Here is a 23,354-nt window from a genome sequence, read left to right as displayed (position 1 = left end):
CCTCCCCTTCAGGCTCCTGGCTTCAGGACGTCGGCCCAGTCGCCGAAGCGCGGCGGTGGCGGCATCCGCTTGAGGATGAACCCCTGTGGGCGGTAGGCGGCCCAGGCTTTCCGCCGCGCGCGCCGCCCTTCGAAATCATTATCCTCGGCGAAGATGAGCGTGGTGACACTCGCGGGGATATAAACACGGTCGAGGCGCGCTGCGCCAAGGGTCGCCCAGCAGGGAATGCCGTGGATCTGGCTGAAGGCAGCCGACGTCTCGAACCCTTCGCCAAGGGCGAGTGTCTCGCGAACGCGCACCCCCTGCCACGTCGCGCCGCCCGGCGTTCCCAGGGTGACCTTGTCGAGATAGCTCCCGGTCTCAAGGTCGAGGAAAATACGCTGGATCGCTCGAAGTACGCGCCCTTCCCGCGCCGCGACCAGGAGGGCCGGGAGAAAACGGGTCAGGGGCTTTGGACCCCACGGGCAGCGCGGATGAAAGCGCAAGTCGTCGAATGTGCCGGTGATACCGCGAAAGCGCAGATAGGCTTGCGCCGGCGTACCCTCGATCGGGAGAGCATCGTTCCACAATCGCTCGAGATTTGCGGGGCGTCCAGCGCGCTGGGCGGGAGGTGGCTCGTAGCGACGACCCGGTTCGATGCGGGCGATCTCGCGCAGGACGTCGTCTGCCGCGCAGCCGGCAAAGCAATGGACCAGGATGCCGTCATGCCCTTGCCGCAGCGACAGGCTGGGTTTGGAATCTGCGTGCGCAGGGCACCGGCACATGGCGTTGAAGCCGTGCCATGTGCCGCCAAGGGTGCCGACGATATCGACGAGGGTCTGGGTGGGTTTAAGGGCAACGAGGGGCATCACATATCCTTTCTCGTCTGCTCGACCCCCCTCCCCTTTTCTGATCGTCCTATCAGCGGTCCTTCGTAAACAGCGCCCAGGCTTCTTCGATGAGTACGCCCTGGGTGACGCCTCGGCGCTGAGCTTCATCCGCGATTTCTAATGCGACATGCGGCAGTACCTTGGCGTGGACTTGTCCTGTTCTTGGACTTGGACGCCGACCAGCCTTGCGAGGTTCAGGGTCGCGAGAAACGAACCCATGTTCTTCTGCCGCCTCGTCTGCCGCTCGGAGTGCAGACGCATCTTGTGGTTTTGGCCGGGTTTTCAGGCCACCGATGTCGATGGCGAAACTTGGCTTTTCGGTCATCGTGCAGTCTCCTTCAGTCGTTCTACGACGGCTTGCATAAATGCTGAGGCGTTCTGCTGTGCTGCGACTGCATTCCCCTGGGGTGGCATCGTGTAGAGATCGCCACCGAATTCGAAGAGGCTGGAGAAAGCCGATCGTTCCAACAGGTCGGGTTCTATAACGTCAACGCCTTGTCCACGGAGCGAAGCGACAATCCCGGAATGCTGCTTGGAACGGACTGTTTTTGTCATCGTGAATACCGCGGCATATCGAATCTGCCGACCCAGCGATTCCTCTTCTTCCATTATCAGGGCGATCGCGCGTGCGCCGATTGTTGCATCGAGAGTGGTTGCTCGCATCGGTGTAATAACAAGATCGGCTTGCGATATCGCTCGCGACATCAGTCGTGAAGCCACACCTTCCATGTCGACGATGACGATTTCCCCATCGCGATCGAATTCTTTGATTGTTTTGATGACTGTCGATTCCGTCACGTCGTTGAGAACCTTGATTCTCGGAGGCAATGCTCCTCGGCTTGCCCAAAGGCTGACGGACATATTCGGATCGCAGTCTAGAAGCGTAACGGGCACGCCAGCGTGAGCGAGTTCCGTGGCCAGAATGACCGCTGTGGTACTCTTGCCGGCCCCTCCTTTCGGGGACGCGATCGTGATTGTTGGCATGGGGACCCCCTGAATGTTGTTGCCCGGAGCGCTTTCGCAAACCGGGTTTTGGTATCAATCGGATATGCTTATCAACCGGATTTCATCGATGACCAGATATGGCAATTAACCTGGTATATGCCATAACCGGATTGGAATGGAAACCCGGTATTGGCGTCGACCGGGTACTCGAGATGACCCGATAATTCCTTGCACCTGATAAGAGGGCTTACCCGATAATCCCTTATACCTGATAACACATCATACCTGATATTCCTAAATATCCGGTTTCCCAGATTATCGGGTGATCTCAATAATCCGGTATAACCTCTAACTCGGTTCGTCAAATTATCCGATTAGGATCGTCATGCGCCCAGGAGCGATGAGGGCGTGCACACAATCGTGCACAGCGGGCTTTGACCGAAGCCAAGTGACTTAGGGCCCGGAAGCAAAGCTCATTTGGTAGTTGCACGATCTGATACGATCAGACTGACGTCGAGTAGAGGGGCGCTCTGCCAATTTAGCTCAACAAGTCACCCCTTGACGGACGCACAGTGTAATTTTTTTCCACATTGACCGGATTGGTCGACTCTGGCTGTTTGAAGCTATGAACTCATGCCTCGCAATAAGACTTGTAACAGGTGTAACAGCGATCGCGGCCGTTTCTTCACCCGTCGCTGCGTCGCAGCGTAGAGTCGAGATCGTCGCCTTTGGTGACATATCCCGGGGTGCTGTAATTGATGTCGGTCCCGCGCGCGCTATCCCCAGGCAAGCAGACGTGCCTGAGATTGGTGTTTCGCCGGAAAGACTTCAAGCCGATTTCCGCAATATTACAGCGGGAGAGAACGCCTGGGGTTCGGATATACCGAATCCTTCGGTTTCTGTTCCTCTTTGGATGCAGACCGGCACGGTGATGACCGGCGCAGCTCGGGCTGCGCAAAATGTCGTCGCACCCTTCATGTATAGTCCGGCCGCCTGCTCAATCACGCCATACCGTCCGCGTGGCGATCTGGCCCCTTGGCAGGAGGCACGAAGAGCGCGCTATTTCCCGATGATCTCAGCCGTAGCTTGTGAAGCTGGGGTCCCGACCGGCCTTCTCGACGCTCTAGTGGCCCAGGAAAGCCAGTATGATCCGCTTGTGGTCTCGCCCAAGGGCGCCGTTGGCCTGACCCAGTTGATGCCTGGCACGGCGCGCGGGTTGGGCGTTTACAACTCTCGCGATCCGCTTGCCAATCTGAGGGGAGGGGCGAGGTATCTTCGTTCTCACCTAGACGAGTTCAAAAGGGTCGACTTGGCGCTGGCAGCCTATAATGCCGGTCCGGGTCGCGTTCGTATGCTCGGCCGGATACCGCCGTTCCGTGAGACGATCGATTATGTTGCCGCAATCACCAAGGGTTGGAGCAACGGCGTGTCAAGAATGGCGTCGATCCAGACGGCTTCCCACCCCAGTCTTCCTAGGATAGCGCAGGGCAGGGGGGTCGAATTGTTTGCCTACACATCAACGAGTGTTTCAAACCCCAGATAGTGTGCAAAATAGATCGCAATACATAAAACTGCCGGCGCACCTTGGAGATAGTTGATCTGCCAACGTACCCAGACCCTGGGGAGCACGAGCATCTTATCCAGCGTCGATGTTGTGGGAAGACCGATTCCCCCCTGTCGATAGTCGTAAGCTGTTTTGGCAATTGCGAAGGTAGCGCACATTAATGCCATGACGCCGACGGCGGCATAGAGGGAGAGCCAGGCCTGAACTGTCGCTTGGGGCATGTTCGCTACCTAACAGTAAGATCCTGTCGCTTCCTTAACTCTCTGATCGTGCCGAAGTTACCGGAGGCTGGATCAGTTTGCGCTAAGGAGGGCACAGCGTGGAAAGTACGCCAGACAACGCTAAGTGAGAACGTTCGGAGAACCGTCGATCGGGGAAGGGGCGGGCCTCCATCGAGTAACCGCGATCAACCTGATCACAGCCTGACGTCACAGCACCCTGACATCTGTGACGTCTGACATCTTGCGGAGCTGCTCCAAGAATTCACGGTGCCGCGTGGGAGTGTCGCAGAACGAGATATGCATCCGGGTTACCCCGTCCTGTCGTTCGTATGCAAGCGGACCTTCCTGTAATCGGCATTTGCTGAGAGCGTCGTGGATGGCTTGGACAACGCTCTCGTTCTCATATGTTGTAATTTGATATTCGAGGATTTGCCACTTTTCGCCTAAGCGTTTTTCGATGAGCGCAAGCACGCGCAGCGCGGCCAGCGCCAGACCGACGCCTACGCCCGCCAACACATACTCCTGCGTGGCGGCAGCAAGGCCCAACGCGCCGTTCACCCAGATAAGAGCGGCGGTCGTCAACCCGCGCACGGTGCCGCGATGCTGCAATATAACTCCCGCACCCAGAAACCCGAGGCCCGTCACCACATTTGCCGCGACCCGTCCGGTTTCCATCCCCGGAATTGAGCGCCCAGCCAGGACGAATATGGCCGTGCCCAACGTGATCAGAAACTGTGTCCGAAGGCCTGCGGGTTTGCGCGCCAGTTCACGCTCGAAGCCCAGTGTCAGGCCGACCGTCGCGGCGGCGACAAGCGGCAGCAATGTGTCGATGATGAACTCAGAAAACGACATTGTCACAGCAGGAACGGGGGGCGGAAATCAAACGCGGCGCGACGAGAGATGATGCGCCGCATCGCCGCCGCGAACAGGCGATCGCCCGGGCGGGGGCACGGGTATGATCGCCTATGGTCAGCGATGCGGCGCTGGCCGGGCGCAATTGCGGCGACCCGCCCGGCCAAAGGCGGCAGTGGAAGGATGATTCGGAAGCAGGGTTGTCAGGCACGGGCGGATTCTTTGGCGGTGTCGGCACCGATGGCGGAAATCATTTGCTCCAGATGCCCGTCCAGCACGTCCAGGGCCGCGCGCCGCGCGGCAAGTCGTGCCCGCAGGCATAGCAGAAATTCGATGGCATCGCCGCCGCCGCCGTCCAGAGCGTGACACAGCCTGGTCAGTTCATCGAGGCCGACGCCCGCCTCGAACAAGGTGCGCACGAAGCGCATCCGCTCCAGCGCATGATCGTCATAGAGACGGTGACCGCTCTGCGTGCGGCGCGCCGGGCGCAGCAGCCCGCGCAGCACATAGTCGCGCACAATATGTACGCTCACTCCGGCATCATGGGCCAGACGGGACGCTGTGTAGGGGGCATCGGACACCTCCCTCCTCTGTCGGCAGGGCATGCGCTCCCCGGAGTTCGATCCGCGCGCTGCAAATCCGATGTCAACTGGGTTGTATGCGATCATGGCGTTGCCCGGTGTGGCGGGTGCAACAGCTGTCGATTCAGCTCCTGGCCCACACAAAAAGCCTCCCGAACGCCGATGATGGTCAACCCCGGACGCTTGGAGGCCCAGTCTTGCGCCACATGGGTAGAAGCAAAGAAATGGACGTGGCAGCAGAAGGACCGACGAACGTCGTTCGTTTCCTGCGGCGGCACCAACGACACCGCCACGTCGGCGGGTTCAACAGCCCGTATCTCGTTGGGTGACACGGTAAGCGAAACGGGCGCTCCGGTGGCAGCGCAACGCGATGAGACGCGGGCTGTACAGCCGAGCAGCGCCGGAAACATCAATGTATCCAAAGCGCACCAGGCGTAGAGGCGGCGGCCGTCGATCTCGAAGGAATGCGCCGTTTCGCGTAGGGTGAGGCCGTGGCCGATGATGTTTCCGTCATCATCATATTCGGTACTGGCGGTTTGCGCGAGCACGGCGGCGATGCGCTCATCAGGCCAGTTGAGAATCCCGGCAAGCGTGGTTCGCGATACCGGGCGCCCCTTGGCGAGTTCCCGCAACAGCGCGACGAGGAGTTCCGCGGAATCTTGAGACCGACTGATCGACGGGAAATGCTCGATATATGTAGTGGGGCTCATGACGCTCTCTTTCATCCTGCGCAGCAGGACAGTTTTGCCACATCCTTGCCGAAGCCCTGTGCGGCGAGTTTCAGGCCCTCGACCGTGGTGAGATAGGGAAAGATCGTCTCGCCCAGCGCCTTCGTCGTCATGCCGTGTTTGATCGCGAGCACCATGGTCTGGATGCTGTCGGCTCCCTCGGGCGCGACGATTTGACCGCCCAGCAGGCGATCGGACGTTTTGTCAGCGACCAGCTTGATCAACCCCCGTGTGTCGCGAGCGGCCAGTGCCCGCGGCACCTGGTCGAGGGCGACGATCGAGGTCTTGGTCTCGAAGCCCGCTGCCTGCGCTGCCCTTTCGCTCAGTCCCACGCCCGCCACCTGTGGGTCGGTAAACGTGACCCAGGGCATGACCGTATTGTCGTAGACGAGGTCGTCGCCGTTCAGCGCGTTGTGCGCGGCGAGCTTCGCGCCATAGGCCGCCATATAGACAAACTGATCGCGACCGGTGACGTCGCCGGCCGCATAGACATCCGGTCTCGAGGTGCGCATCCGGTCGTCCACGACCACACTGCCGTTGTCGGCTTGGGCGATGCCCGCTTCGACAAGGCCGAGGCCATCGGTATTCGGCGCCCGTCCGGTGGCTACGAGCACCTGCTCGGCGGCGATCACCTGCTGTGCGCCGTCGGTGGTGATACTCAGCTCGACGCCGGCAGCCGTGCGCGCGATTCCGCGATAAGTTAGTCCGGTCCGGACGGTAATGCCCTCGTCGCGGAGATAGCCGGTCAGCGCCTCGGAGATTTCCGGCTCGGCCTCCGGCAGCAAGCGGCGGCGGGTGATGAGCGTCACCGCCACGCCGACGCGCGCGAACATCTGCGCCAGTTCGCAGCCGATATAGCCGCCGCCGATGACGAGCAATGAGCGCGGTAGCGCGCCAAGTTCCAGGGCAGTCGTGCTGGTGAGATAAGGCACCTCCTCAATGCCGGGAATGTCCGGCAGGGCCGGCGAGGTGCCGGTCGCGATGATGATCTTGCCCGCTGAAATCGCGGCGCCATTCACCATCACGCCCTGCCCGTTCAGACGCGCCGCGCCTTCCAGATAGGCAACGCCGTTGTACTCGGGCAGCAGGTCAATATATTTCTTCTGCCGCAAGCTGGTGACCAGCTCGTCCTTGGCCGCGACGAGCGCGGGCCAGTTGGCCACGCTTGCTTCCCCGACCAGGCCGGGAAAGCGTTGCGCGGCCCGCACACCATGCAGCGCCTCGGCCGCGCGGATCATCGTCTTCGACGGCACGCAGCCGACATTGACGCAGGTGCCGCCGATGGTGCCGTGGCCGATCAGCGCGACATTGGCGCCCTGATCGGCGGCGGTGATCGCGGCCGAGAATCCGGCCGATCCGGCGCCGATGACGGCAAGGTCGTAGCCGCCCTTACGGCTTCCTTCGGTGGTGCAGCAGTCTGACATGTTCAGCTATTTTCCTTGTTCGTTTGTGTTTCAGTCGCACAGCAATCTGCGGCGCGTTGTCGGCGCCAGAGGCCATAGCCGGTGAGCGCGACAAAGAAGGCGAGCGCCGGCATGAGGACATAATCGATCCAGCCCAGCCAGGCCGACAACCCGATCGCGCCGAGCAGGACAACCAGCAAAGGCGTGGCGCAGCAGATCACAGCAATGAGCGAGCCGGCGATGCCGGTCTTCAGAAGCGTTGCGTCCTTCATGCTGCGGTCCTCATCCCGCCGGGCGGGCCGGATAGCCGGCATTGGTGGACGCGGCGGCAATGGCTGCGACGGTGGCGGTCGCCGGGTCATAAATGACCGTCGCCGTCTTGGCGGCGAAGTCGACAGTGACGGACTTCACTCCGGCGACGCCTTTCATCGCCTTTGTCACTGTCACCGGGCACATGGCGCACGTCATGTTTTCGATGCTGAACGTTGTCTTCTGGACCGCGGCGGCTTGCGCGGGGGCAGCTTGCGCGGCGAGCGGTGAAATCGTCGGCGCCGAGAGAAGGCCGGCGGCGCCCAGGGCCGCCGCGCCGAGCGCGATGAGAAGGGGGCGTTTCATATGGGTTTCTCCTATGGGGTAGCGTGATCAGTAGAACAGCGGCGCCCACCAGCTGATTGTCAGGGCAAGGAGGACCAGAACCGTGGCCAGCCACAGCGCCGACTTGGTGATGCGCGAGGCTTGCGGCCGAGCGCAGTAGGAATCTTCCGCGCAGGCCCCCTTCGGCTTGAAATAGACCTGCCGGAATCCGAGCCCGATAAAGACGAGCGCTACGGCGGCGGCGTAGGGCTTGTAGGGTTCAAGGGCCGTGAGGTTGCCCATCCAGGCGCCGGAAACGCCGAGCATCAACAAGAGAAGCGGCGCGATGCAGCACGTCGAGGCGAGGATCGCTCCGACCACACCGCCCGCCGCGAACCATCCTGGCCGGCGGCTCGCCGTTGCCTTTGGCTGCTCAAGAACCTGCATTTGCATATTAGCGCGATCCATGCGACTCGCCTCTCGATTGCTATTCCACTTCATGCTACGCTCTGTAGGTACTACAGACTCAAGAGGTTTTTTGGACCGATGAGCGATCACGTTTTCGGGAAGGGAATGCAGCGCGCTGACTTGGCCAAGCTTACGGGCTGCAATCTGGAAACCATCCGCTATTACGAGAAAATCGGTATGATGCCGGACCCGCCGCGCACGGCCTCCGGCTACCGCATTTATGGCGAGGACCACGTATCCCGCCTGCGCTTCATCTTGCGCGGCCGCGAACTCGGCTTTTCGCTCGACGAAGTACGCGGCCTGCTTGCCCTCGTCGAGGGCGGCGCGCAGACCTGCGCAGAGGTCAAGGAGCGCACTGAGCGGCATCTGGCCGATGTGCGCGCGAAGATCGCCGATCTCAGGCGCATCGAGAAAGTGCTGACCCAGACCGCCGCGCAATGCTCCGGCGATATGGTGCCGGACTGCCCGATCATCGAGGTGCTCGCCTCATGACCCGCTGAGCGTTAGGATTTCGTGTTCTCCCGCAAACTACCCCTTCTTGCGCAACAGCGGAACGACTGCAATTCTCCACCCGGCTCTGTTGCAAAGATTGGCGGCAGTCAGAGGTAGGCTGTCGCTCTGCGCCGATCAGGCGGCTGCTGCGAAATGGTGGTTGAGCATGCCCATGGCCTCCGTCAGCGCCGAGGGCCCAATGCCAAAAGCTCTCTCCACAAGGCGCACCTCGCCCCTGATGCCGGGCTGCAGGCACCAGGGGCGAGCCTGTCCTTTGCGCAGGGCTCGCATGACTTCGAATCCCTTGATCGTGGCATAGGCCGTGGGGATCGATTTGAAACCGCGCACCGGCTTGATCAGTATCTTGAGCTTTCCGTGATCGGCCTCGATCACGTTATTGAGATACTTCACCTGCCGGTGGGCCGTCTCCCGGTCCAGCTTTCCTTCGCGCTTCAATTCGGTGATCGCTGCACCATAGCTCGGCGCTTTGTCGGTATTGAGCGTGGCAGGCTTTTCCCAGTGCTTCAGGCCTCGCAGGGCCTTGTCCAGGAACCGCTTCGCTGCCTTGGCGCTGCGGGTCGGCGACAGGTAGAAATCGATCGTGTCGCCCCGCTTGTCGACTGCCCGGTACAGGTAGGTCCACTTGCCCCGCACCTTGACGTAGGTTTCATCCAGGCGCCAGCTCGGATCAAAGCCACGCCGCCAGAACCAGCGCAGCCGCTTCTCCATCTCCGGGGCGTAGCACTGGACCCAGCGATAGATCGTCGTATGGTCGACCGAAATGCCGCGTTCCGCCAGCATTTCCTCAAGGTCGCGATAGCTGATCGGATAGCGACAATACCAGCGCACCGCCCACAGGATCACATCACCCTGGAAATGGCGCCACTTGAAATCCGTCATCGTTCCGTCCGTCCAATCTCCGCCAAGCATGCTCAAGCTTCACGATTTTTGCAACAGAGCCCCAGCTACAACTGGCGAGCTACATCTTCTTCTTATGAGCCTTGGGGGGCACCTTCGTAGCGGCCCTCTAGGCTTACCTTGGATGGCGACGGCAGGGTTGCTCCCTCCCCCGCTGCTGTTCTCAGGCAGCATCGGAAACGCACGGAGATCATCGGTCATTCGCTGCCGGATTGAGATCGCCGCTCGGCATAGCGGATGACGAACGCCTCCCAGACGCGTAGCCATTCGGTGTCGGTCCGTGGCTGCTTGATCCCCGGAAAGCCTGCCCGGAACGCTGTCGCCATATCATCGACCGACCAGGGTTTGCCTTTTTCGAGGCCAATCGCTCTAAAGGCTGCCTCTCGTGTTCCGTAGCTCATCGAACCTGCAGGGAAAGCCTGCTTGGGCTCGTCCTTGCCGACCTGAGCTTTCGCTCTTGGCGCGCTGACCGATGATCTCGGTGCCGTTTGATCCGGCTGAGCACCGATGAGCCGCAAGTGTGACCCCACGAGCTTGCGCTCCAGCGGCGCCGGGGACGGGTGAAGCACGACCTTGCGTCCCGAGAGATCGACATTTGCGTTCGGATAGACAGCCGACACGAGCTGCATTGTCTCTCGAACCGTCTGACGAAAGCGCTTGCTGTCGGCATCGTTGCCGAGGTGCTTGGCAAGCTGATCCCAGGATATGACCTGACCCTTGCCTGTGATCCGCGGTAGCCGATATGCCAAATAGGTATAGAGATCGAGCGCCGTAGGGGTGCCCTTCAACTCGCGGATGGCGACTTCGTTGAGCGGTACCGCATGATCCACCAAATGGCTATAGAACGCTTCGGACATCCGGATCTCGCGGGCAAAAGCACCGTTCGCGCCCAAGCTTCCGGCATATTCGTTGGAGATCTTGACGTCTCGGACGGCGAAGGCGTTATCGCCGGCATCCGTCCCGTCCCACCGGATCTGCCACTCGCAAGCGAGCAGACGGTCGACCTGCTCGCGCATGAGGTTGGCCGTGCCGCGCGGTCCGTAGGACACGGTCTGATACCCGAGCCGGCGCATCCACTCGGTGAAGTTGCGGCCCAGATAAACATCACGCGAGCGCTTCGTGACGGCCTGGGAAAGCAAATAAATCAGCGCGACTCGCGGATAGGCTCCGTACGGAACTCCCAAGCTACGGAAGACGGGCTTTCCGTCCACCGTCTGAAGAATAGGCTTGGGATTGATGGCGAGAGCATACCTGCCGTCTTCGCGTAAGATCGGCTGGGTGTCGTCCTTCGGCCGTTTTGTGGGTAGGCTCATGGCGCAGAGCGCGGAATGGAGGAAAGCTGGAACCGGTTCTTCGTCATGAACGCGTAGGAAGGCGTCCATCGTAAGTTGGGTGCCAGCGGCCTGGGCGACCCGGCGAACCCGGTCCTCGCCGCCGTCGAGCATGGCCAGAGCGTATTGATGCCCTATCGGTTTATGGCTGTCACCGCTCATGCCTTTGCCCTTCCCCGACTCACGGGCTCTGATTGGCTCCTTTCAACAGCTTCGGACGGCTTTGGCAAGCATGTTGGCAGTTTCAGCGCCGGCAGCAGGGCGAAACCTCCAAATTTACCGATGATGTCGGTGCGGTTTGCCCCCTCCCCTTTTCAAAATTGAAAAACGATTCGCCCAATCGGATTTCTATAGGGATTCGAGTCTTTAGGTATGGGCTCCGAGATCATCGGTCGGGTCGGAACCGAGATCATCGCTTTCCGGCACCGAGTTCATCGGCTCGCACCGACATCATCGGCGGTTATCCACAGCCCTGATCCCCACAACGGCCTGAGCGCTCGGGAACGCACTGGCCGCGGAAAACCGCACCGAGATCATCGGTCGCTGCCGCAAGTCAGGAGCCGGCGAACTCTCGAAGCCCCAGAACGGCTCGGAGATCATCGGTGAAGTTGCAAGGTTGGTGGACAATTCTTGCTCCAAACTGCCAACGACGGTAGAGATTGGCTTCAATCTCACAAAGTGGCGGCCATGGCGAGCGAACAAACCTTAGAAGCACCTCAGGACGAACTGCTGGATGACGGTCTCGGCCTATTGCACCGGCGCGCGCTCACGATCCTGAAACGGATCCGGGACAACGCAATTGATCCAGAGACTGGCGCGAAGAAGGGGCCGTCCTTCCCCATCTCGAAGGCGGCGGCGCTGGTTAGCCGCACGGCTTCTGCAATCCGCGAGGCCGAACGGGACGGCCGCCTGCCGGCGCGGGGGCGGACAGCGTCCGGTCACCGGGTGCAATATTCACTCGAGGAACTCGACCATATGCGCGAGGTGTTCGGTACGCGGCCGTGGCGCTCGCCTGAGGACGTGCCGGCCATCATTTCCGTGTCGAACTTCAAGGGAGGTGTGGGCAAGTCGACGATTGCACTTCACCTAGCGCAGCATTTCGCCATTCGTGGCTATCGCGTGCTGTTCATCGACTGCGACAGCCAGGCAAGCTCGACGATGATGTTCGGGTATCGACCTGATATCGACCTGTCAGAAGAAGACACGCTTTACGGGCACTTCCACAACCCCGAGCTGCTCGGGGTTCGTAAGATCATCCGCAAGACGCATTTCTTCGGACTAGATTTGATCCCTGCCAACCTCAAGCTCTACAATCTCGAATACGAGATCGCGGGCTATCTGGCGCAGAACCAGAGCTTCGACATCATCGACATGATCGCGCAAGCGATCGATGACGTGGTCGACGACTATGACGTCGTTATCATGGATCCACCGCCAGCCCTCGGCATGGTCTCCATGGCTGTCCTCCAGGCGGCGAACGCGATGGTGATACCGGTTCCGCCGAGCGTGATTGACTTTGCGTCAACCGTTTCCTTCATCGACATGGCGCGCACTACCATGCGGCAGCTGGAAAAGCTCGCGGGGAGGGTGAAGCCGGCATACAATTTCATCCGCCTCGTCGGAAGTAGGGTGGACGAAAGCAAATCGATGCAAAGCGAAATCCTGACCATGATGCGTCAGGTTTTTGGAGGTTCGATGATCAGTTCGGTGCTGCGTACGAGCGCCGAAATCGACAACGCAAGCTCTCGCATGAAGACCGTTTTCGAACTGGATCGACCGGTCACTTCCCACGAGGTCCACAACCGCTGTGTGAAGTACCTGAACGAGGTCTGCCTCGACATCGAGAAGGATGTCCTGCGCACCTGGCAGAGCCGGGCAGGGGAGGTGGCGTGACATGAATTGCCACGTGGCAACAACTCGAAACACGTCAGTATATGAATATGTTACGTCTGGCGCGGCGAGGCACACGCAGTGGATCACCCGCGACGATGAACGCCGGTTGCCACGTGGCAACGCAACCCTCGCCAAGCGGCTTTCAGGCCAAGTTGCCACGTGGCAATCGCGGCAGGGTGGAACAATTTCAAGTGGGATAAGCGATGATGTCCAAGGGTAACAGAGGCTTCGGCAGCAGTCTTACTGAGGGTCTAGACGAGGCAACCGACGTCGACACCGCTGCGCCGGCCGAAGGCATTATGGCGAGCCGCAGCCAAGCCTTGGCCCGCATCGCATCGGGCAAGGTGGTGACAGACCGTACCGAGTGGGTCGATCCTGCGAGGTGCCGGCCGTGGCGACTTCATAATCGCGATCTCGACCATCTCAATGAAGAGACCTGTCGCGATCTCATTGACGCTTTTCTCTCGGCGAAGAAGCAGCGCATTCCGGCAATCGTCAGGAGGCTGCAAGGCGATCCCGACTTCGATTTTGAAATCATCGCCGGGGTGCGGCGCTGGTGGACGGTCAAGTGGCTTCGTGAGCATCACCATCCTGAATATGACTACCTCATCACGATCCAGTCGGTTTCCGACGAGGAAGCATTCCGGGTCTCGGACATCGAGAATCGTTCCCGCAAAGACATCTCCGATTGGGAGCGGGCGAAGGAATATTCACGTGCCCTGGCGGAGTTCTACAATGGCTCGCAGGCCGAAATGGCAGAGCACCTCAAAATATCTCGCTCGTGGCTCAGCCGGCTGCTCGACGTGGCGCGCCTGCCGCAGTCCATCGTAGCCGCCTTCAGCGATCCTCACGATATCACCGTGCGGATTGCCCGCGACGTTAAGCCGCTCTCAGTTGACGCGAAGATGTTGCCGTTGATGGAGGCAGAGGCGCGGCTGATCGAGAGCGAGCGAGCCGATCTCGGAGCCAAACTGCCGGGCGCCGAGGTCGCCAAACGGCTCGTGCGCGCGACTGTCGCCCCAAAGCAAAAGGGTGGCGCGGAAGTGGAGCTTAAGGCGAGGAACGGGAAGGCGATGTTGCGCTATACGCGGGGCAGCCGCGGCGGCCTGTCCTTGAAGGTACTGCCACGCTCGGGTGCTTCGACCGACGAGGTTCTGGAATCGATCCGCAGCCTGCTTGAACCTTGAGCAAAACCGGCGGACTGCGACTCCGGAAGCGCTAGCCAATGCGACCGGAGTGGAGGTCAGCGGCTCGCAAGAAGCGCGTCTATGCGCTCCATCTCCTGGTCGAAGGCGACAAACGCCTCGGCCAGGTCCCGGCGTGGGGGCAGGGGAGGGGGCTCCTTTGGAGGTCGGCCGCGTTTGGGCGCCACAAAGCCAAAGTCGACAGCTAGATCTGCGGCAACGAAGATGCGCCAGGAACGCCGCCGCGTAATCTCGACGAGAAGCTTGGCCGAGGCGGCTCGTGCTAGGAGCTTGCTCGCGCCAGCAAGAGTCAAGCCGAGCGCGCCAGCCACCGATTGCGGCGAAAGCACCGGATGATGGCAGCTTAGCGCAGCAAGGGCGGGAAGCATGCCTGGCCGATACTCGGCCATAATCTTGCGCTGCGCATCCCGATAAAGCCTTTCGAGTCGATCGAGGCGATCAAGCCCGGCAATGGCGGCCGCTTCAACCGAGCGAACGGCCGCTTGCCAGTCATGGTCCGCTGGCATGCGTTTGAGGCGCAGCGCCTTGGCCCCTCCCGCGAGGCAAGGCAGCGGCGTCGTCGTCAGATCGTAATCGCGCAGCGCGAAGGCCAGGCCTAGCCATGGCTCGATGGTCGCGTCGATGCGGGCATGCTGGCGAACACGCTCGAGGGCCCGGACGAGGGCTGGGTGCTCCGTGACAAAATGCGGTTCCGTTACAGCTACCGGCAGTTTGTCACGCCAGGCGAGCCGATCAGGCTCGCGCAGCGCCTGCGCCCACGCCGGGAAGCCGTCGAATACATCCACGTTGGTCGCGCGCCGCGGCCGTTCTGGAATATGGATGCCGCAGCCCCAGGAAAATACGTCGATTTCGTCGATCTCCGCCGCCTGCAGGTGGAGCGCCCGCGCATAGCCCGACCAAGCAGCTCGGCGCGCCCAGGCGGATGCGGCTGAACTGACGCAAATGCGGGCATCGAGGCGCGAAATTGCCGCTGTACACGACGCTACGCTTGCAACCATCCGCGGGCTGTAAGTGGGGCCGAAGCGGGCCGGCGAGGAAGGTGCGGGCATAGCCAACAGTAAACCGAACAGGCATCTAAGTAAATCGTGCCGAGATACACAGTGGTGATAATAGGTCGTTATCAACACTGGTGGGCTGCGGACCGATCGTGTAAGACGCCGCAGCAATATCAAGGCGCCAGAAGGAAACCCGTGAATTTCGATGATGATCCGATCCGCAAGGCGATGCGGGACCTGAACGGCACGTCCGATATCATCCGCGCCGCAACGCAGGCGGGAAGGAACGCCGATGTCCTCGCTAGGGCGCTGAAAGGGCAGCGACGCCTTGACGAGATGCTTAAGCTTCGACCGACGATCTTCGAAGAGATGGCGGCGAATCACAAGCGCATCACAGACATGCTCGAGCGCCGTCCCAACATCATCGAGGAGATGGCCCGCCGACAAAGCGAGTTCGATAAGTTCGTTTCGAGCGGCGGCTATGCGCAAGCGACCGGTCGCCTTTCCGCCTTCCAAGAGGCGCTCGCGAGCGTCGAGCGGCTCGACAAGCTCCTGCCGAAGGCTGACGTTTATCAGCGCATGCTGGGTGCGCGCCCGCTGATCCCCGATACGGTGGCCGATGCTCTGGCGCGTGGTGGCGCGCTTGCGCCCATGCTCGAACGGCTCGGCACCGCGGCCGCGCTGGACCGATCGATTGTAGAGCAGCTTGCCGGTGTCGAGGAGTTCATTGCTGGCACGAATGCCGCGCGCCTTTCCCGCGCCGCGCTTTCGTCGAACTTCCCGGACCTCGTGCCTGAGCTGCGCTTTCCCACCGCGGCCGAGATCGCCGCAGTGGACCTTGCCGGAGTTGCGGGGGTGGGTGATCCGGCAGGGGAGTGGGCGCGTGCGACCGCCGCGCAGATGGCGGGCATTGAAACCCCCTGGGTGCGCGATGATCAGCCCGAGCTTTCAATCGAGGGTTATGCCGCTTTCAAGGGCATGACCGAGATTGTGGCGCGCACCAGTCCTGCCGCCCCTCGAGCCACCCAGCTGGTGCGCGCCGAGCTTGGCGACTATCGGCGCGAGGATCAGGGCGACGAAGCGGTCGACGACGCGATGCTGGCCTCAGGCCTGCGCATCGCGCGGGGCTTCGACATGCGCTTGGCCAGCCTGCCGATGGCGCTCGTGGGCAATATATTCGTGCCCTTTGGCATGGTTCCGGAAGCACCACCCGAAGCCGACCCCGATGAGCTCGATGCGGTCATCTCCTTGATGTTCCGCCAGCTCGAGCGCCGGCTGCGGGCCTTCATCGATCGGTCGATGAAGGCCGGGGTAGGGGAGAAATGGATCCGCCAGCGCGTCCACAAGAATATCCGCGAGGAATGGGAAAGACGGCGCCAGGCCGATGTGGACGCGCAGCGCGCACCTGGAGAGCTATTCGACTATGCCGATTTCGGTGACTATCGCGGCATCATCGAACGTGGCGAGAATTGGCGCGACGTGTTCCAACCGTTCTTCAAGGTGAAAACGTCAATCGGCGAGACGCTCGGCCGCCTCAGCGTCATTCGCAATCCAGTCGCGCACGTGCGGCCTTTGACCGTCGAGGATCTGCTCGTGCTGCGTGTCGAGGGCAACCGCCTGTACCGCTGGATGGGTGAGCCCGTGCCATGATCGATAGCGCAATCCTGGCACCCCAGGGCGAGACCGATCGCCATGGCAGTCTGGCGGTTGTCGCGGACGTCCGCGAGCTGGTGGGTCCAAGAGCACCGATCGACGAGGCGCTCGTTGCCGCCGCCGTTCGAGGATGGTCTGCGAACACGCGCCGCGCCTTCCGTTCGGACCTGACTCTCTGGGGCAAATGGTGCCGTCAGAACCGGATCGCGGCCGATCGCGCCGATGCCGCGCTCGTGGCGTCCTGGATCCGCGCTCTCGCCGGCATCGACGACAGCAGCGAGACTCAGCGGGCGATGGCGACGATCGAGCGCTACATCGTCAATGTCGGTTGGGCTTACCGCATGGCTGGTCTTCCCGATCCAACGTCCATGCCGCTCGTTCGGCTTGAGAAGAAAGCGGCGCGCAAGGCTCTCGGCGTCAAGCAGCGACAGGCCCGAGCCATTCGCTTCAAAGGCGAAATATCGGACCTGGACAGCCCGGCCGTGGGGGTCTGTCTCGCTCATCTCGTCAGAGCGTGCCGGCGCGACGAACTGGGCCTTCGCGATGAGGCATTCCTGCGCGTCGCCTACGACACCGGGGCGCGGCGGTCTGAGCTCGTGGCGATCGATGTCGACCATGTCGAAGGGCCAGATACCGAGGGGGCGGGCATTCTCTTCATACCTTCGTCGAAAACCGACCAGGTGGGGGAGGGGGCCTACGCCTATCTTGCGCCCAAGACGATGGCGGCGATACGCCGCTGGCGCGACAAGGCCGATGTTCGAAAAGGCCCCCTATTCCGGCGGGTCGAAACCCATTTTGACGGGTCTGTAGCTGCTATAGGCCGAAACCGTCTCCATCCCAACAGCGTCACCTTGATTTACCGGCGGCTGATACGAGCGGCCTGGGAACGCAAGCTTCTGGGTGCGATGTCTGAAGCCGAGCTTGAGCGCTGGGTGGCCGCGGTTTCGTCGCACTCGATCCGTGTAGGCGTGGCCCAGGACAATTTCGCGGCCGGGGAAGGCTTGCCCGCGATCATGCAGGCTTACCGCTGGCGCGACCCGAAGACGGTCATGCGCTATGGTGCGCGTCTCGCGGCCAAGAGCGGCGCCAGCGCTAGACTGGCCAAACGTTTCGCTGATTGAGCGAGCTGATCGACCCAGCCGAACGACGTTCTGGTCGTGGTTGCGCTCTCGTCAGGCAGCCTTGAGCCAGCTTACATCTTTTGCATCGTCGCTCGGGCCAGCCGTGAGGCCGCCGGTCATTTGATGCCCGGCGGTCTCAACCGGCTCGGGTCAACCCGTGGCAGGCAGGCGAACCTCGAAGGTGCTCCCTTCGCCCACCGCGCTTCTGGCCAGCACGATCGAACCGTCATGAAGCTCCACCAGCTGTCGAACCAGCGCGAGGCCGATGCCGAGACCGTCTTGCGTTGCACGCGCGCCACCTTCGATCTGCTCGAAGATCTCGAAAATTCGGCTCTGCTGCTCGGCCGGTATGCCAACGCCGTTGTCGGTGACCTGCAAGAGCGCCGAGGACCCGTCCCGGCCGACACTGAGATCGATCCTTCCGCCCGGCGGGGTATATTTCACGGCATTGCCTACGAGGTTGTTGATGATCTGGGTGATCCGGGCCGGGTCCGCATCGAGCCAGATGGGCTCCGGCGTCACGTCGAGATGGAGCGCGTGCTCTGCCTCCTCGAGGGCGGGCCGAACCGCCTCCATTGCAAAGCCGAGAACCTCCTGAAGATGCAAGCGCTCCTTTCTCAAGGATATCTTGCCCTGATCGATCCGCGCGATGTCGAGGAGATCTTCGACCAACCGGGTCACATGCTTGAGACTGCGGCGCATGCCGCTGCGGATTTCGCGCGCCAGCTCGGTTCCTTCGCGCTTTTCGAGGAGCTCGAGTCCACCGCTCAGCGCCATGATCGGATTGCGGAGCTCGTGACCAAGCACGGCGAGGAAGCGGTTCTTCTGCCGGTCGGCTTCCTGAAGCGCTTTCGTGAGGCCTGCGAGTTCGTCCCTTTGTGCGATGATCTGCCGCCGCTGACCGTAGAGATCGAAGAAGACATTGGCCTTGGAGCGCAGCACGTCGGCTTCGATCGGCTTCTGGATGAAGTCTACGGCGCCCGCTTCATAGCCGCGGAAGCGCCGGGTGACGTCGGCGCTGCCTGCGGTAACGAAGATGATCGGGATATGACGCGAACGCTCGTTGGCGCGCATGATTTCGGCGAGTTCGAACCCGTCCATGCCGGGCACGCGAGCGGTGTCCGCCGTTCACGCGCTCAGTTTGCGGACGTCGATTTGTTTGGACGCAGCTTCAATGCTGATCTCGAAATGATCGGTCTGGACGACATCGATGATTCCAGCCGGCCGATATCCAACGACGTTCGTGCCGCCCCGATGGCGCAAGCTGTCATAGGCAATGCCGGCTGAGGCCGACGCGCGAATTGTCTCGCCGAATGCCTGTGCTCCGGCATAGCTGTTCGGGAGATAGGCATCGGGATAGGCTGACTGCTGGCCGCAGATATCTAGGTAATTGCCGACCAGCGTGGCGCTGTAGGAGCGATAGGTCCGTGCCATGGCCTCTACCGAGCGCGCCACCGTTTCACGCCGCAGATGATGTCCGACCTCGGCCGCAGCCGTGACGATCGAGGCCGACGCGTACCAAGCGCCAAGATCGGGACCATTGAACCGCATGCCGCCGGGCGCGACATGGAGAAAGGATGCCATGATGATGCTCGCGTTGGGACGGCCATAAACCCACTGATCGCGAGGCAGGCGATCGATCCGTTCGGCCACCAGGCGGTCGTTCGTCCAACCGGCAAGCTCCATTACGGCAGCCGCGTCGGCGGCTGTCGCCACCGTGTCGAACAGGCCGATGGGGGGAAAGCGCGACGGCACAAGTCGATACGCCGGCCGAGGCGCGGGCCTGTAGTCGGTCACCCGAAGACGATTTCGCTGTCGCTGTAGGGAGCGAAGCCTTCGTCGGCGGCGTTCGGAGCCATGTAGATGCCGCCGCGCGCACTATCGAGGAAACGGCGCACGGTCATCAGCCCGTCCTGGGTGCCGCTCGTCAGCAGATCAATCGGCGGATGGCCGCCGAACACCGGAGCGTCGTGAGGCTGGCGCAGCCAGTCGATGCCTTCATGCTCGTCGGCGAACAGCACGCCCAGCGCCTGATGAATGCCGAACAGTGCCGAGATCCGGGTAAGCACGTCGACATCGAGGGTGATGGTCCCATGTTCGCGCGCCTGCTTGCACCAGCTATGATAGGTCGATCGGGAGGGATAGCCGAGCACCAACCGGCGCTGTTCCTCGTTAAGCCCCCACAGGTCGGCAATCGCGACGAAGGTCCGCATGGCAGGTGCGCTCAGGCGGCGTCGATTGGCCGGCGCGAAGCGGGACAGGTCCAGGCGCGGCGGAAGTTCCGCCGTCTGGCCGCCGCCTTCAATCGCGTTCCTCGCCATTTGCGCCTCCTGAACGGATTTGGATATAGTCCAAATCTGGACAGTTCGCAATTGCGCGAGTGCTTGTCGCGAATGGCTGGGGGGAGGGGCGACGGCACGAGCAACCAACGCCCGTGCCGCTCCATCCATCGATCCAGCATGTCGGGCGACACGCGCAGTCGACACAATACCAGAACAGCGCTGAACGGCATCGAGACCGCTAAGCGGGACAGGTTTCCGCCGCCATAATAGCGCCCGTTGCCGATGGCGATCTGAAGGGTGCGAACCCTGACGGTCTGTCCATCGTGCGAGACGGTCGCCCGGAACGGACGGACCGCGCGCAGCGCCCGGAGCGCCGCAATGATGTAGCTCCACCGGCCAAAGCGGCGTTTCGCCTCGCGAGTCAGCGCCTGCGCCAGGTCGGCGCTGAGCCCGATGCTGGCCACGTTGAAGAAGAGGTGTCCGTTTGCTTCACCCAGGTCGATCTTCGATGTGCGCCCTATGGTGGGCAGCGACACGCATTGCTCCAGCGTGCAACCGCCAAGGCCCAAGGTCCGCGCGAGATCGTTCGCGGTGCCGGCCGGCAGCAGGGCGAGCGGCAGGCCCGTTGCGAGCAGGCCTCGCGCGGCCGCATTCATCGTTCCGTCGCCGCCTGCGACCATCACGAAATCCGCGGCGTCGCCCTGCTGGGCGATCCAGGGGCTGACCTCCTCGGATGTCCTGCTGTCGAGCCGAGTGACCGTGCAGCCCTGGTCGGCGAGCAACCGGTGCGCTGCCTCGCCCATCGCTGCGCCCGACCGGCTCAGAGCATTGATCACGAGCAGTGCGCGCGTTGGACGAGACGCCAAGACCATTCCTTTCCAAATGAGCGGCGCTTGCATGCGGACGAGGCAAGGGCAGAAAAAAGACGCCGGCGGGAAGGCAGGGGGGACGTCCCCGCCGGCAAGGTTGTTCAGGCCGGGTGCGCGGCCTGGTCCCTCGTCTTCCATAGCGACCAGCCGATGCCGGCCGCCAGGATCGCGAAGGTGACCGAAAGCGAAGCCACGGGCGGGATCTTCGCCAGCCCCAGAGCGTCGGCGACGAAGATCTTGGAGCCAATGAACACAAGCAGGATCGCCAGCGCGTACTTGAGATAGTGGAACCGGTCCACCATCGCGGCCAGGGCGAAATAGAGCGCCCTGAGGCCGAGTATGGCGAAGATGTTCGATGTGTAGACGATGAACGGATCGGTCGTGATGGCGAAGATCGCCGGCACGCTGTCGACGGCAAAGACCACGTCGACGATTTCGACCATGAGCAGGGCCAGCATGAGCGGGGTCATGAACCAGGCCTGCTTGCCGGTGGCGGGGTCTGCCTGCTTCACCCAGAAATGCTCACCATGCAGGCGGTCGGTCACGCGGAAATGCCGGCGCACGAACTTGAGCACGGGATTGGCCGCGACGTCATATTCCTTGTCGGCGAAGAGCCACATCTTGACGCCGGTGAAGATCAGGAAGGCCGCGAAGACATATAGCACCCAGCTGAACTGCTCGACCAGCGTTGCTCCGACGCCGATCATGATCGCGCGCAGGACGATGACGCCAAGGATGCCCCAGAACAGCACGCGATGCTGGTAGAGGCGCGGTACGGCGAAATAGGTGAAGATCATGGCGATGACGAAGACGTTGTCCATCGCCAGGCTTTTCTCGACAACGAAGCCGGTCAGATAGTTCATGCCCGCGGTTGCGCCCATGTACCACCAGACCCAGCCGCCGAAGGCGAGGCCGAGCAGGATGTAGGCCGCGGACGTCACCAGGCTTTCGGTGACGCCGATTTCCTTCGACTTGCGGTGCACGATGCCGAGATCGACCGCGAGCATGACGATGACGATTCCCAGGAAGCTCAGCCAGAGCCACAGCGGCTTGCCGAGCCAATCAACAAACAGGAAATCCATGTGTCTCTCCTTTCGCGGCCGGCAAGCGGCCGCGTTTGTCCCTCCGACATCGCAGACGGTCAGTCTGCCAGCGGGGCCCGGCGGGAAGAGTGACGGCGGCCGCGCGGGGCGGCGCGCCGCCGATCAGTCGAAGAGCTCTTCGAGAAAGCTCTTTCGGCGCTTCTGATAAGGCGGGTGGTAACCGCTTTGATGGGGCGGACCGCTCCAGCCGGGCGACGTCTGGGCAGCCGCGGCTGGTGGGGCGGGCGGGGCCGCACTGCGCTCGATGATCTTGTCGAGCTCGCCGCGGTCGAGCCACACGCCCCGGCAGGAGGGGCAATAGTCGATTTCGATGCCTGAGCGCTCCGACATCTGGAGCTCGGTTCTGCACGAAGGGCAAAGCATGATCAGTTCTCCTGGCGCTGGCCGAAGAAGGTCAGCAGCAGCTGGAAAAGGTTGACGAGATTGAGGTAGAGCGAGAGCGCGCTCATCACGGCGAGCTTCTCGGCGGCTTGCGTGCCGCCATAAGCCAGATAGTCCGACTTGGCGCGCTGGGTGTCGAACGCGGTGAGCGCGGTGAACACGATCACCCCGACGATGCTGAGCACGAGCTGCAAGACGCTCGAGGCGAGGAAGAGGTTGACCAGGCTCGCGATGACGACGCCGACCAGACCCATCAGCAGGAAAGTCGACCATTTCGAAAGGTCGCGGCCGGTCGTGTAGCCCCATAAGCTCATCGCGAGGAACATCGAGGCGGCGATGAAGAAGGTCGTCGCGATGCTCTGCCCGGTAAAGACCAGGAAGATGCTCGCCATGGAGATGCCCATGACCGCGGCGAACGCAAAGAACGCCGTTCGGGCCCCAGCCGTGCTCATGCGCTCGATGCGGAAGGAGAAGAAGAGGACAAAGGCCAGCGGCGCGAACATCGCCGCCCATTTGAGCGGCGTATTGAAGATCGGCTCATAGATCGCCGGGCTCGAGGCGACGCCGAGTGCGACCGCGCCGGTGATGGCGAGGCCGAGGCCCATGTTGCGGTAGATGCCCAGCATGTGCCGGCGCAGGCCGGCGTCAAAGGTTGCCGTCGCCGCGCTCGCGGCATGCGCGTTCGCAGATGGGTAGGATCTGTAACGCTCCATCGTCACACTCTCCTCGGTGTTCGCGCGAGGGCAGCGAGCCGGTCCTTCAGGGCCAGCTTGAGCTTCTTCAGGCGCATGATTTCGAAGGGGTTGGGGACCGTATGGCGCTGCTCGGCGCGAAGCGCTTCATCGATCCGCTTGTGCATCTCGTGCAGACGGAAGGCACGCCAGTTCATTGTATATCTCCTCTAGTC

Annotated in this window: 28 protein-coding genes; 6 read left to right on the top strand and 22 right to left on the bottom strand. The window is 62.0% G+C overall.

Features of this window, described 5'->3' with window-relative positions:
* Positions 1-8 precede the first annotated feature (8 nt).
* Genes ACI6S0_RS23905 through ACI6S0_RS23895 form a run of 3 tightly spaced genes read right to left on the bottom strand, consistent with a single transcriptional unit; the run spans position 9 to position 1,853 of the window.
* Positions 9-848, bottom strand: a complete 840-nt coding sequence (locus tag ACI6S0_RS23905) for a DUF7146 domain-containing protein (protein ID WP_063977164.1) — start codon at positions 846-848, stop codon at positions 9-11.
* Positions 849-900: 52 nt separating this feature from the next.
* Positions 901-1,194 (bottom strand): chromosome partitioning protein ParB, encoded by a 294-nt coding sequence (locus tag ACI6S0_RS23900; RefSeq protein ID WP_081261105.1) that lies wholly within the window; start codon positions 1,192-1,194, stop codon positions 901-903.
* Positions 1,191-1,853 (bottom strand): ParA family protein, encoded by a 663-nt coding sequence (locus ACI6S0_RS23895; RefSeq protein WP_063977163.1) that lies wholly within the window; start codon positions 1,851-1,853, stop codon positions 1,191-1,193. The genes ACI6S0_RS23900 and ACI6S0_RS23895 overlap by 4 nt, the downstream gene beginning before the upstream one ends.
* Before the next feature lie 757 nt (positions 1,854-2,610).
* Between ACI6S0_RS23895 and ACI6S0_RS23890 the strand changes: the two genes are divergently transcribed.
* Complete coding sequence (locus ACI6S0_RS23890; RefSeq protein ID WP_234781661.1) at positions 2,611-3,357, top strand: lytic transglycosylase domain-containing protein; 747 nt, start codon at positions 2,611-2,613, stop codon at positions 3,355-3,357.
* Here ACI6S0_RS23890 and ACI6S0_RS23885 read toward each other — a convergent pair.
* From ACI6S0_RS23885 to ACI6S0_RS23850, 8 genes are all read right to left on the bottom strand, one after another.
* A complete protein-coding gene (locus ACI6S0_RS23885) occupies positions 3,324-3,599 on the bottom strand; it encodes a hypothetical protein (protein WP_063977162.1) in 276 nt (91 codons plus the stop codon). The genes ACI6S0_RS23890 and ACI6S0_RS23885 overlap by 34 nt on opposite strands.
* 207 nt (positions 3,600-3,806) lie before the next feature.
* On the bottom strand, positions 3,807-4,451 hold the full coding sequence (locus ACI6S0_RS23880; protein ID WP_004213231.1) for an MgtC/SapB family protein: 645 nt from the start codon (positions 4,449-4,451) through the stop codon (positions 3,807-3,809).
* Positions 4,452-4,654: 203 nt separating this feature from the next.
* Positions 4,655-5,056 carry a mercuric resistance transcriptional repressor MerD gene (gene merD / locus ACI6S0_RS23875; protein WP_037492485.1) on the bottom strand — a complete coding sequence of 134 codons (402 nt, stop codon included), beginning with the start codon at positions 5,054-5,056 and terminating at the stop codon, positions 4,655-4,657.
* A 59-nt stretch (positions 5,057-5,115) separates the two neighbouring features.
* Positions 5,116-5,742: an organomercurial lyase MerB gene (gene merB / locus ACI6S0_RS23870; protein WP_004213233.1), complete on the bottom strand. Its 627-nt coding sequence runs from the start codon at positions 5,740-5,742 to the stop codon at positions 5,116-5,118.
* A gap of 11 nt (positions 5,743-5,753) precedes the next feature.
* Positions 5,754-7,184 (bottom strand): mercury(II) reductase, encoded by a 1,431-nt coding sequence (gene merA, locus ACI6S0_RS23865; RefSeq protein ID WP_004213235.1) that lies wholly within the window; start codon positions 7,182-7,184, stop codon positions 5,754-5,756.
* A gap of 2 nt (positions 7,185-7,186) precedes the next feature.
* Positions 7,187-7,435 (bottom strand): mercury resistance system transport protein MerF, encoded by a 249-nt coding sequence (merF, locus tag ACI6S0_RS23860; protein ID WP_004213237.1) that lies wholly within the window; start codon positions 7,433-7,435, stop codon positions 7,187-7,189.
* Between the two features lie 10 nt (positions 7,436-7,445).
* Complete coding sequence (locus ACI6S0_RS23855; RefSeq protein WP_004213238.1) at positions 7,446-7,778, bottom strand: heavy-metal-associated domain-containing protein; 333 nt, start codon at positions 7,776-7,778, stop codon at positions 7,446-7,448.
* A gap of 27 nt (positions 7,779-7,805) precedes the next feature.
* On the bottom strand, positions 7,806-8,204 hold the full coding sequence (locus tag ACI6S0_RS23850; RefSeq protein WP_004213240.1) for a mercuric transporter MerT family protein: 399 nt from the start codon (positions 8,202-8,204) through the stop codon (positions 7,806-7,808).
* Positions 8,205-8,282: 78 nt separating this feature from the next.
* On the opposite strand from ACI6S0_RS23850, the gene ACI6S0_RS23845 reads away from it, so the two are divergent.
* On the top strand, positions 8,283-8,696 hold the full coding sequence (locus ACI6S0_RS23845) for a MerR family transcriptional regulator (RefSeq protein WP_004213241.1): 414 nt from the start codon (positions 8,283-8,285) through the stop codon (positions 8,694-8,696).
* Positions 8,697-8,831: 135 nt separating this feature from the next.
* On the opposite strand, the gene ACI6S0_RS23840 is transcribed toward ACI6S0_RS23845, so the two are convergent.
* Together ACI6S0_RS23840 and ACI6S0_RS23835 are read right to left on the bottom strand one after the other, a co-directional pair.
* Entirely contained in the window at positions 8,832-9,596 is a 765-nt protein-coding gene (locus ACI6S0_RS23840) for an IS6-like element IS6100 family transposase (protein WP_015449415.1), read from the bottom strand.
* 215 nt (positions 9,597-9,811) lie between these two features.
* Positions 9,812-11,107, bottom strand: a complete 1,296-nt coding sequence (locus ACI6S0_RS23835) for a replication protein RepA (RefSeq protein ID WP_069336927.1) — start codon at positions 11,105-11,107, stop codon at positions 9,812-9,814.
* Between the two features lie 525 nt (positions 11,108-11,632).
* On the opposite strand from ACI6S0_RS23835, the gene ACI6S0_RS23830 reads away from it, so the two are divergent.
* Together ACI6S0_RS23830 and ACI6S0_RS23825 are read left to right on the top strand one after the other, a co-directional pair.
* Complete coding sequence (locus ACI6S0_RS23830; protein WP_099232178.1) at positions 11,633-12,838, top strand: AAA family ATPase; 1,206 nt, start codon at positions 11,633-11,635, stop codon at positions 12,836-12,838.
* Positions 12,839-13,044: 206 nt separating this feature from the next.
* The gene (locus tag ACI6S0_RS23825; RefSeq protein WP_069336930.1) at positions 13,045-14,025 is read left to right on the top strand and encodes a ParB/RepB/Spo0J family partition protein; all 981 of its coding nucleotides are present in this window, start codon (positions 13,045-13,047) and stop codon (positions 14,023-14,025) included.
* Positions 14,026-14,081: 56 nt separating this feature from the next.
* Here the strand turns inward: ACI6S0_RS23825 and ACI6S0_RS23820 are convergent, their stop codons facing one another.
* The gene (locus tag ACI6S0_RS23820) at positions 14,082-15,041 is read right to left on the bottom strand and encodes a hypothetical protein (protein WP_069336929.1); all 960 of its coding nucleotides are present in this window, start codon (positions 15,039-15,041) and stop codon (positions 14,082-14,084) included.
* 192 nt (positions 15,042-15,233) lie between these two features.
* Between ACI6S0_RS23820 and ACI6S0_RS23815 the strand changes: the two genes are divergently transcribed.
* Together ACI6S0_RS23815 and ACI6S0_RS23810 are read left to right on the top strand one after the other, a co-directional pair.
* Positions 15,234-16,688 carry a Swt1 family HEPN domain-containing protein gene (locus ACI6S0_RS23815; protein ID WP_069336925.1) on the top strand — a complete coding sequence of 485 codons (1,455 nt, stop codon included), beginning with the start codon at positions 15,234-15,236 and terminating at the stop codon, positions 16,686-16,688.
* A complete protein-coding gene (locus ACI6S0_RS23810; RefSeq protein ID WP_069336924.1) occupies positions 16,685-17,812 on the top strand; it encodes a tyrosine-type recombinase/integrase in 1,128 nt (375 codons plus the stop codon). Before ACI6S0_RS23815 ends, ACI6S0_RS23810 begins: the two co-directional genes overlap by 4 nt.
* A gap of 150 nt (positions 17,813-17,962) precedes the next feature.
* Here the strand turns inward: ACI6S0_RS23810 and ACI6S0_RS23805 are convergent, their stop codons facing one another.
* From ACI6S0_RS23805 to ACI6S0_RS23770, 8 genes are all read right to left on the bottom strand, one after another.
* Positions 17,963-18,913, bottom strand: coding sequence for a hybrid sensor histidine kinase/response regulator (locus ACI6S0_RS23805; RefSeq protein ID WP_081331678.1), 951 nt, complete (start codon positions 18,911-18,913; stop codon positions 17,963-17,965).
* Between the two features lie 27 nt (positions 18,914-18,940).
* Positions 18,941-19,609: an RES family NAD+ phosphorylase gene (locus ACI6S0_RS23800; RefSeq protein ID WP_099232165.1), complete on the bottom strand. Its 669-nt coding sequence runs from the start codon at positions 19,607-19,609 to the stop codon at positions 18,941-18,943.
* A complete protein-coding gene (locus tag ACI6S0_RS23795; protein WP_069336918.1) occupies positions 19,606-20,133 on the bottom strand; it encodes an MbcA/ParS/Xre antitoxin family protein in 528 nt (175 codons plus the stop codon). Before ACI6S0_RS23795 ends, ACI6S0_RS23800 begins: the two co-directional genes overlap by 4 nt.
* Positions 20,037-20,960, bottom strand: a complete 924-nt coding sequence (locus ACI6S0_RS23790; protein WP_234792260.1) for a diacylglycerol kinase family protein — start codon at positions 20,958-20,960, stop codon at positions 20,037-20,039. The genes ACI6S0_RS23795 and ACI6S0_RS23790 overlap by 97 nt, the downstream gene beginning before the upstream one ends.
* Positions 20,961-21,064: 104 nt before the next feature.
* Complete coding sequence (locus tag ACI6S0_RS23785; protein ID WP_021224327.1) at positions 21,065-22,045, bottom strand: TerC family protein; 981 nt, start codon at positions 22,043-22,045, stop codon at positions 21,065-21,067.
* A 123-nt stretch (positions 22,046-22,168) separates the two neighbouring features.
* Entirely contained in the window at positions 22,169-22,429 is a 261-nt protein-coding gene (locus tag ACI6S0_RS23780; RefSeq protein WP_069336917.1) for a zf-TFIIB domain-containing protein, read from the bottom strand.
* A 2-nt stretch (positions 22,430-22,431) separates the two neighbouring features.
* The gene (locus tag ACI6S0_RS23775) at positions 22,432-23,160 is read right to left on the bottom strand and encodes a Bax inhibitor-1/YccA family protein (protein ID WP_069336916.1); all 729 of its coding nucleotides are present in this window, start codon (positions 23,158-23,160) and stop codon (positions 22,432-22,434) included.
* Positions 23,161-23,162: 2 nt separating this feature from the next.
* Positions 23,163-23,336: a DUF465 domain-containing protein gene (locus ACI6S0_RS23770; RefSeq protein ID WP_021224324.1), complete on the bottom strand. Its 174-nt coding sequence runs from the start codon at positions 23,334-23,336 to the stop codon at positions 23,163-23,165.
* Positions 23,337-23,354 lie beyond the last annotated feature (18 nt).

The sequence above is a fragment of the Sphingobium sp. DN12 genome (assembly GCF_051058005.1).
Lineage (GTDB): Bacteria > Pseudomonadota > Alphaproteobacteria > Sphingomonadales > Sphingomonadaceae > Sphingobium > Sphingobium yanoikuyae.
This window is presented reverse-complemented; position numbering and strand designations above follow the sequence as displayed.

Excerpts from the sequence above, each read along its gene's own strand:
- ACI6S0_RS23905 (WP_063977164.1), bottom strand. The coding sequence starts at position 848 with ATGCCCCTCGTTGCCCTTAAACCCACCCAGACCCTCGTCGATATCGTC.
- ACI6S0_RS23900 (WP_081261105.1), bottom strand. The coding sequence starts at position 1,194 with ATGACCGAAAAGCCAAGTTTCGCCATCGACATCGGTGGCCTGAAAACC.
- ACI6S0_RS23895 (WP_063977163.1), bottom strand. The coding sequence starts at position 1,853 with ATGCCAACAATCACGATCGCGTCCCCGAAAGGAGGGGCCGGCAAGAGT.
- ACI6S0_RS23885 (WP_063977162.1), bottom strand. The coding sequence starts at position 3,599 with ATGCCCCAAGCGACAGTTCAGGCCTGGCTCTCCCTCTATGCCGCCGTC.
- ACI6S0_RS23880 (WP_004213231.1), bottom strand. The coding sequence starts at position 4,451 with ATGTCGTTTTCTGAGTTCATCATCGACACATTGCTGCCGCTTGTCGCC.
- merD (WP_037492485.1), bottom strand. The coding sequence starts at position 5,056 with ATGCCCTGCCGACAGAGGAGGGAGGTGTCCGATGCCCCCTACACAGCG.
- merB (WP_004213233.1), bottom strand. The coding sequence starts at position 5,742 with ATGAGCCCCACTACATATATCGAGCATTTCCCGTCGATCAGTCGGTCT.
- merA (WP_004213235.1), bottom strand. The coding sequence starts at position 7,184 with ATGTCAGACTGCTGCACCACCGAAGGAAGCCGTAAGGGCGGCTACGAC.
- merF (WP_004213237.1), bottom strand. The coding sequence starts at position 7,435 with ATGAAGGACGCAACGCTTCTGAAGACCGGCATCGCCGGCTCGCTCATT.
- ACI6S0_RS23855 (WP_004213238.1), bottom strand. The coding sequence starts at position 7,778 with ATGAAACGCCCCCTTCTCATCGCGCTCGGCGCGGCGGCCCTGGGCGCC.
- ACI6S0_RS23850 (WP_004213240.1), bottom strand. The coding sequence starts at position 8,204 with ATGGATCGCGCTAATATGCAAATGCAGGTTCTTGAGCAGCCAAAGGCA.
- ACI6S0_RS23845 (WP_004213241.1), top strand. The coding sequence starts at position 8,283 with ATGAGCGATCACGTTTTCGGGAAGGGAATGCAGCGCGCTGACTTGGCC.
- ACI6S0_RS23840 (WP_015449415.1), bottom strand. The coding sequence starts at position 9,596 with ATGACGGATTTCAAGTGGCGCCATTTCCAGGGTGATGTGATCCTGTGG.
- ACI6S0_RS23835 (WP_069336927.1), bottom strand. The coding sequence starts at position 11,107 with ATGAGCGGTGACAGCCATAAACCGATAGGGCATCAATACGCTCTGGCC.
- ACI6S0_RS23830 (WP_099232178.1), top strand. The coding sequence starts at position 11,633 with ATGGCGAGCGAACAAACCTTAGAAGCACCTCAGGACGAACTGCTGGAT.
- ACI6S0_RS23825 (WP_069336930.1), top strand. The coding sequence starts at position 13,045 with ATGTCCAAGGGTAACAGAGGCTTCGGCAGCAGTCTTACTGAGGGTCTA.
- ACI6S0_RS23820 (WP_069336929.1), bottom strand. The coding sequence starts at position 15,041 with ATGGTTGCAAGCGTAGCGTCGTGTACAGCGGCAATTTCGCGCCTCGAT.
- ACI6S0_RS23810 (WP_069336924.1), top strand. The coding sequence starts at position 16,685 with ATGATCGATAGCGCAATCCTGGCACCCCAGGGCGAGACCGATCGCCAT.
- ACI6S0_RS23805 (WP_081331678.1), bottom strand. The coding sequence starts at position 18,913 with ATGGACGGGTTCGAACTCGCCGAAATCATGCGCGCCAACGAGCGTTCG.
- ACI6S0_RS23795 (WP_069336918.1), bottom strand. The coding sequence starts at position 20,133 with ATGGCGAGGAACGCGATTGAAGGCGGCGGCCAGACGGCGGAACTTCCG.
- ACI6S0_RS23785 (WP_021224327.1), bottom strand. The coding sequence starts at position 22,045 with ATGGATTTCCTGTTTGTTGATTGGCTCGGCAAGCCGCTGTGGCTCTGG.
- ACI6S0_RS23780 (WP_069336917.1), bottom strand. The coding sequence starts at position 22,429 with ATGCTTTGCCCTTCGTGCAGAACCGAGCTCCAGATGTCGGAGCGCTCA.
- ACI6S0_RS23775 (WP_069336916.1), bottom strand. The coding sequence starts at position 23,160 with ATGGAGCGTTACAGATCCTACCCATCTGCGAACGCGCATGCCGCGAGC.
- ACI6S0_RS23770 (WP_021224324.1), bottom strand. The coding sequence starts at position 23,336 with ATGAACTGGCGTGCCTTCCGTCTGCACGAGATGCACAAGCGGATCGAT.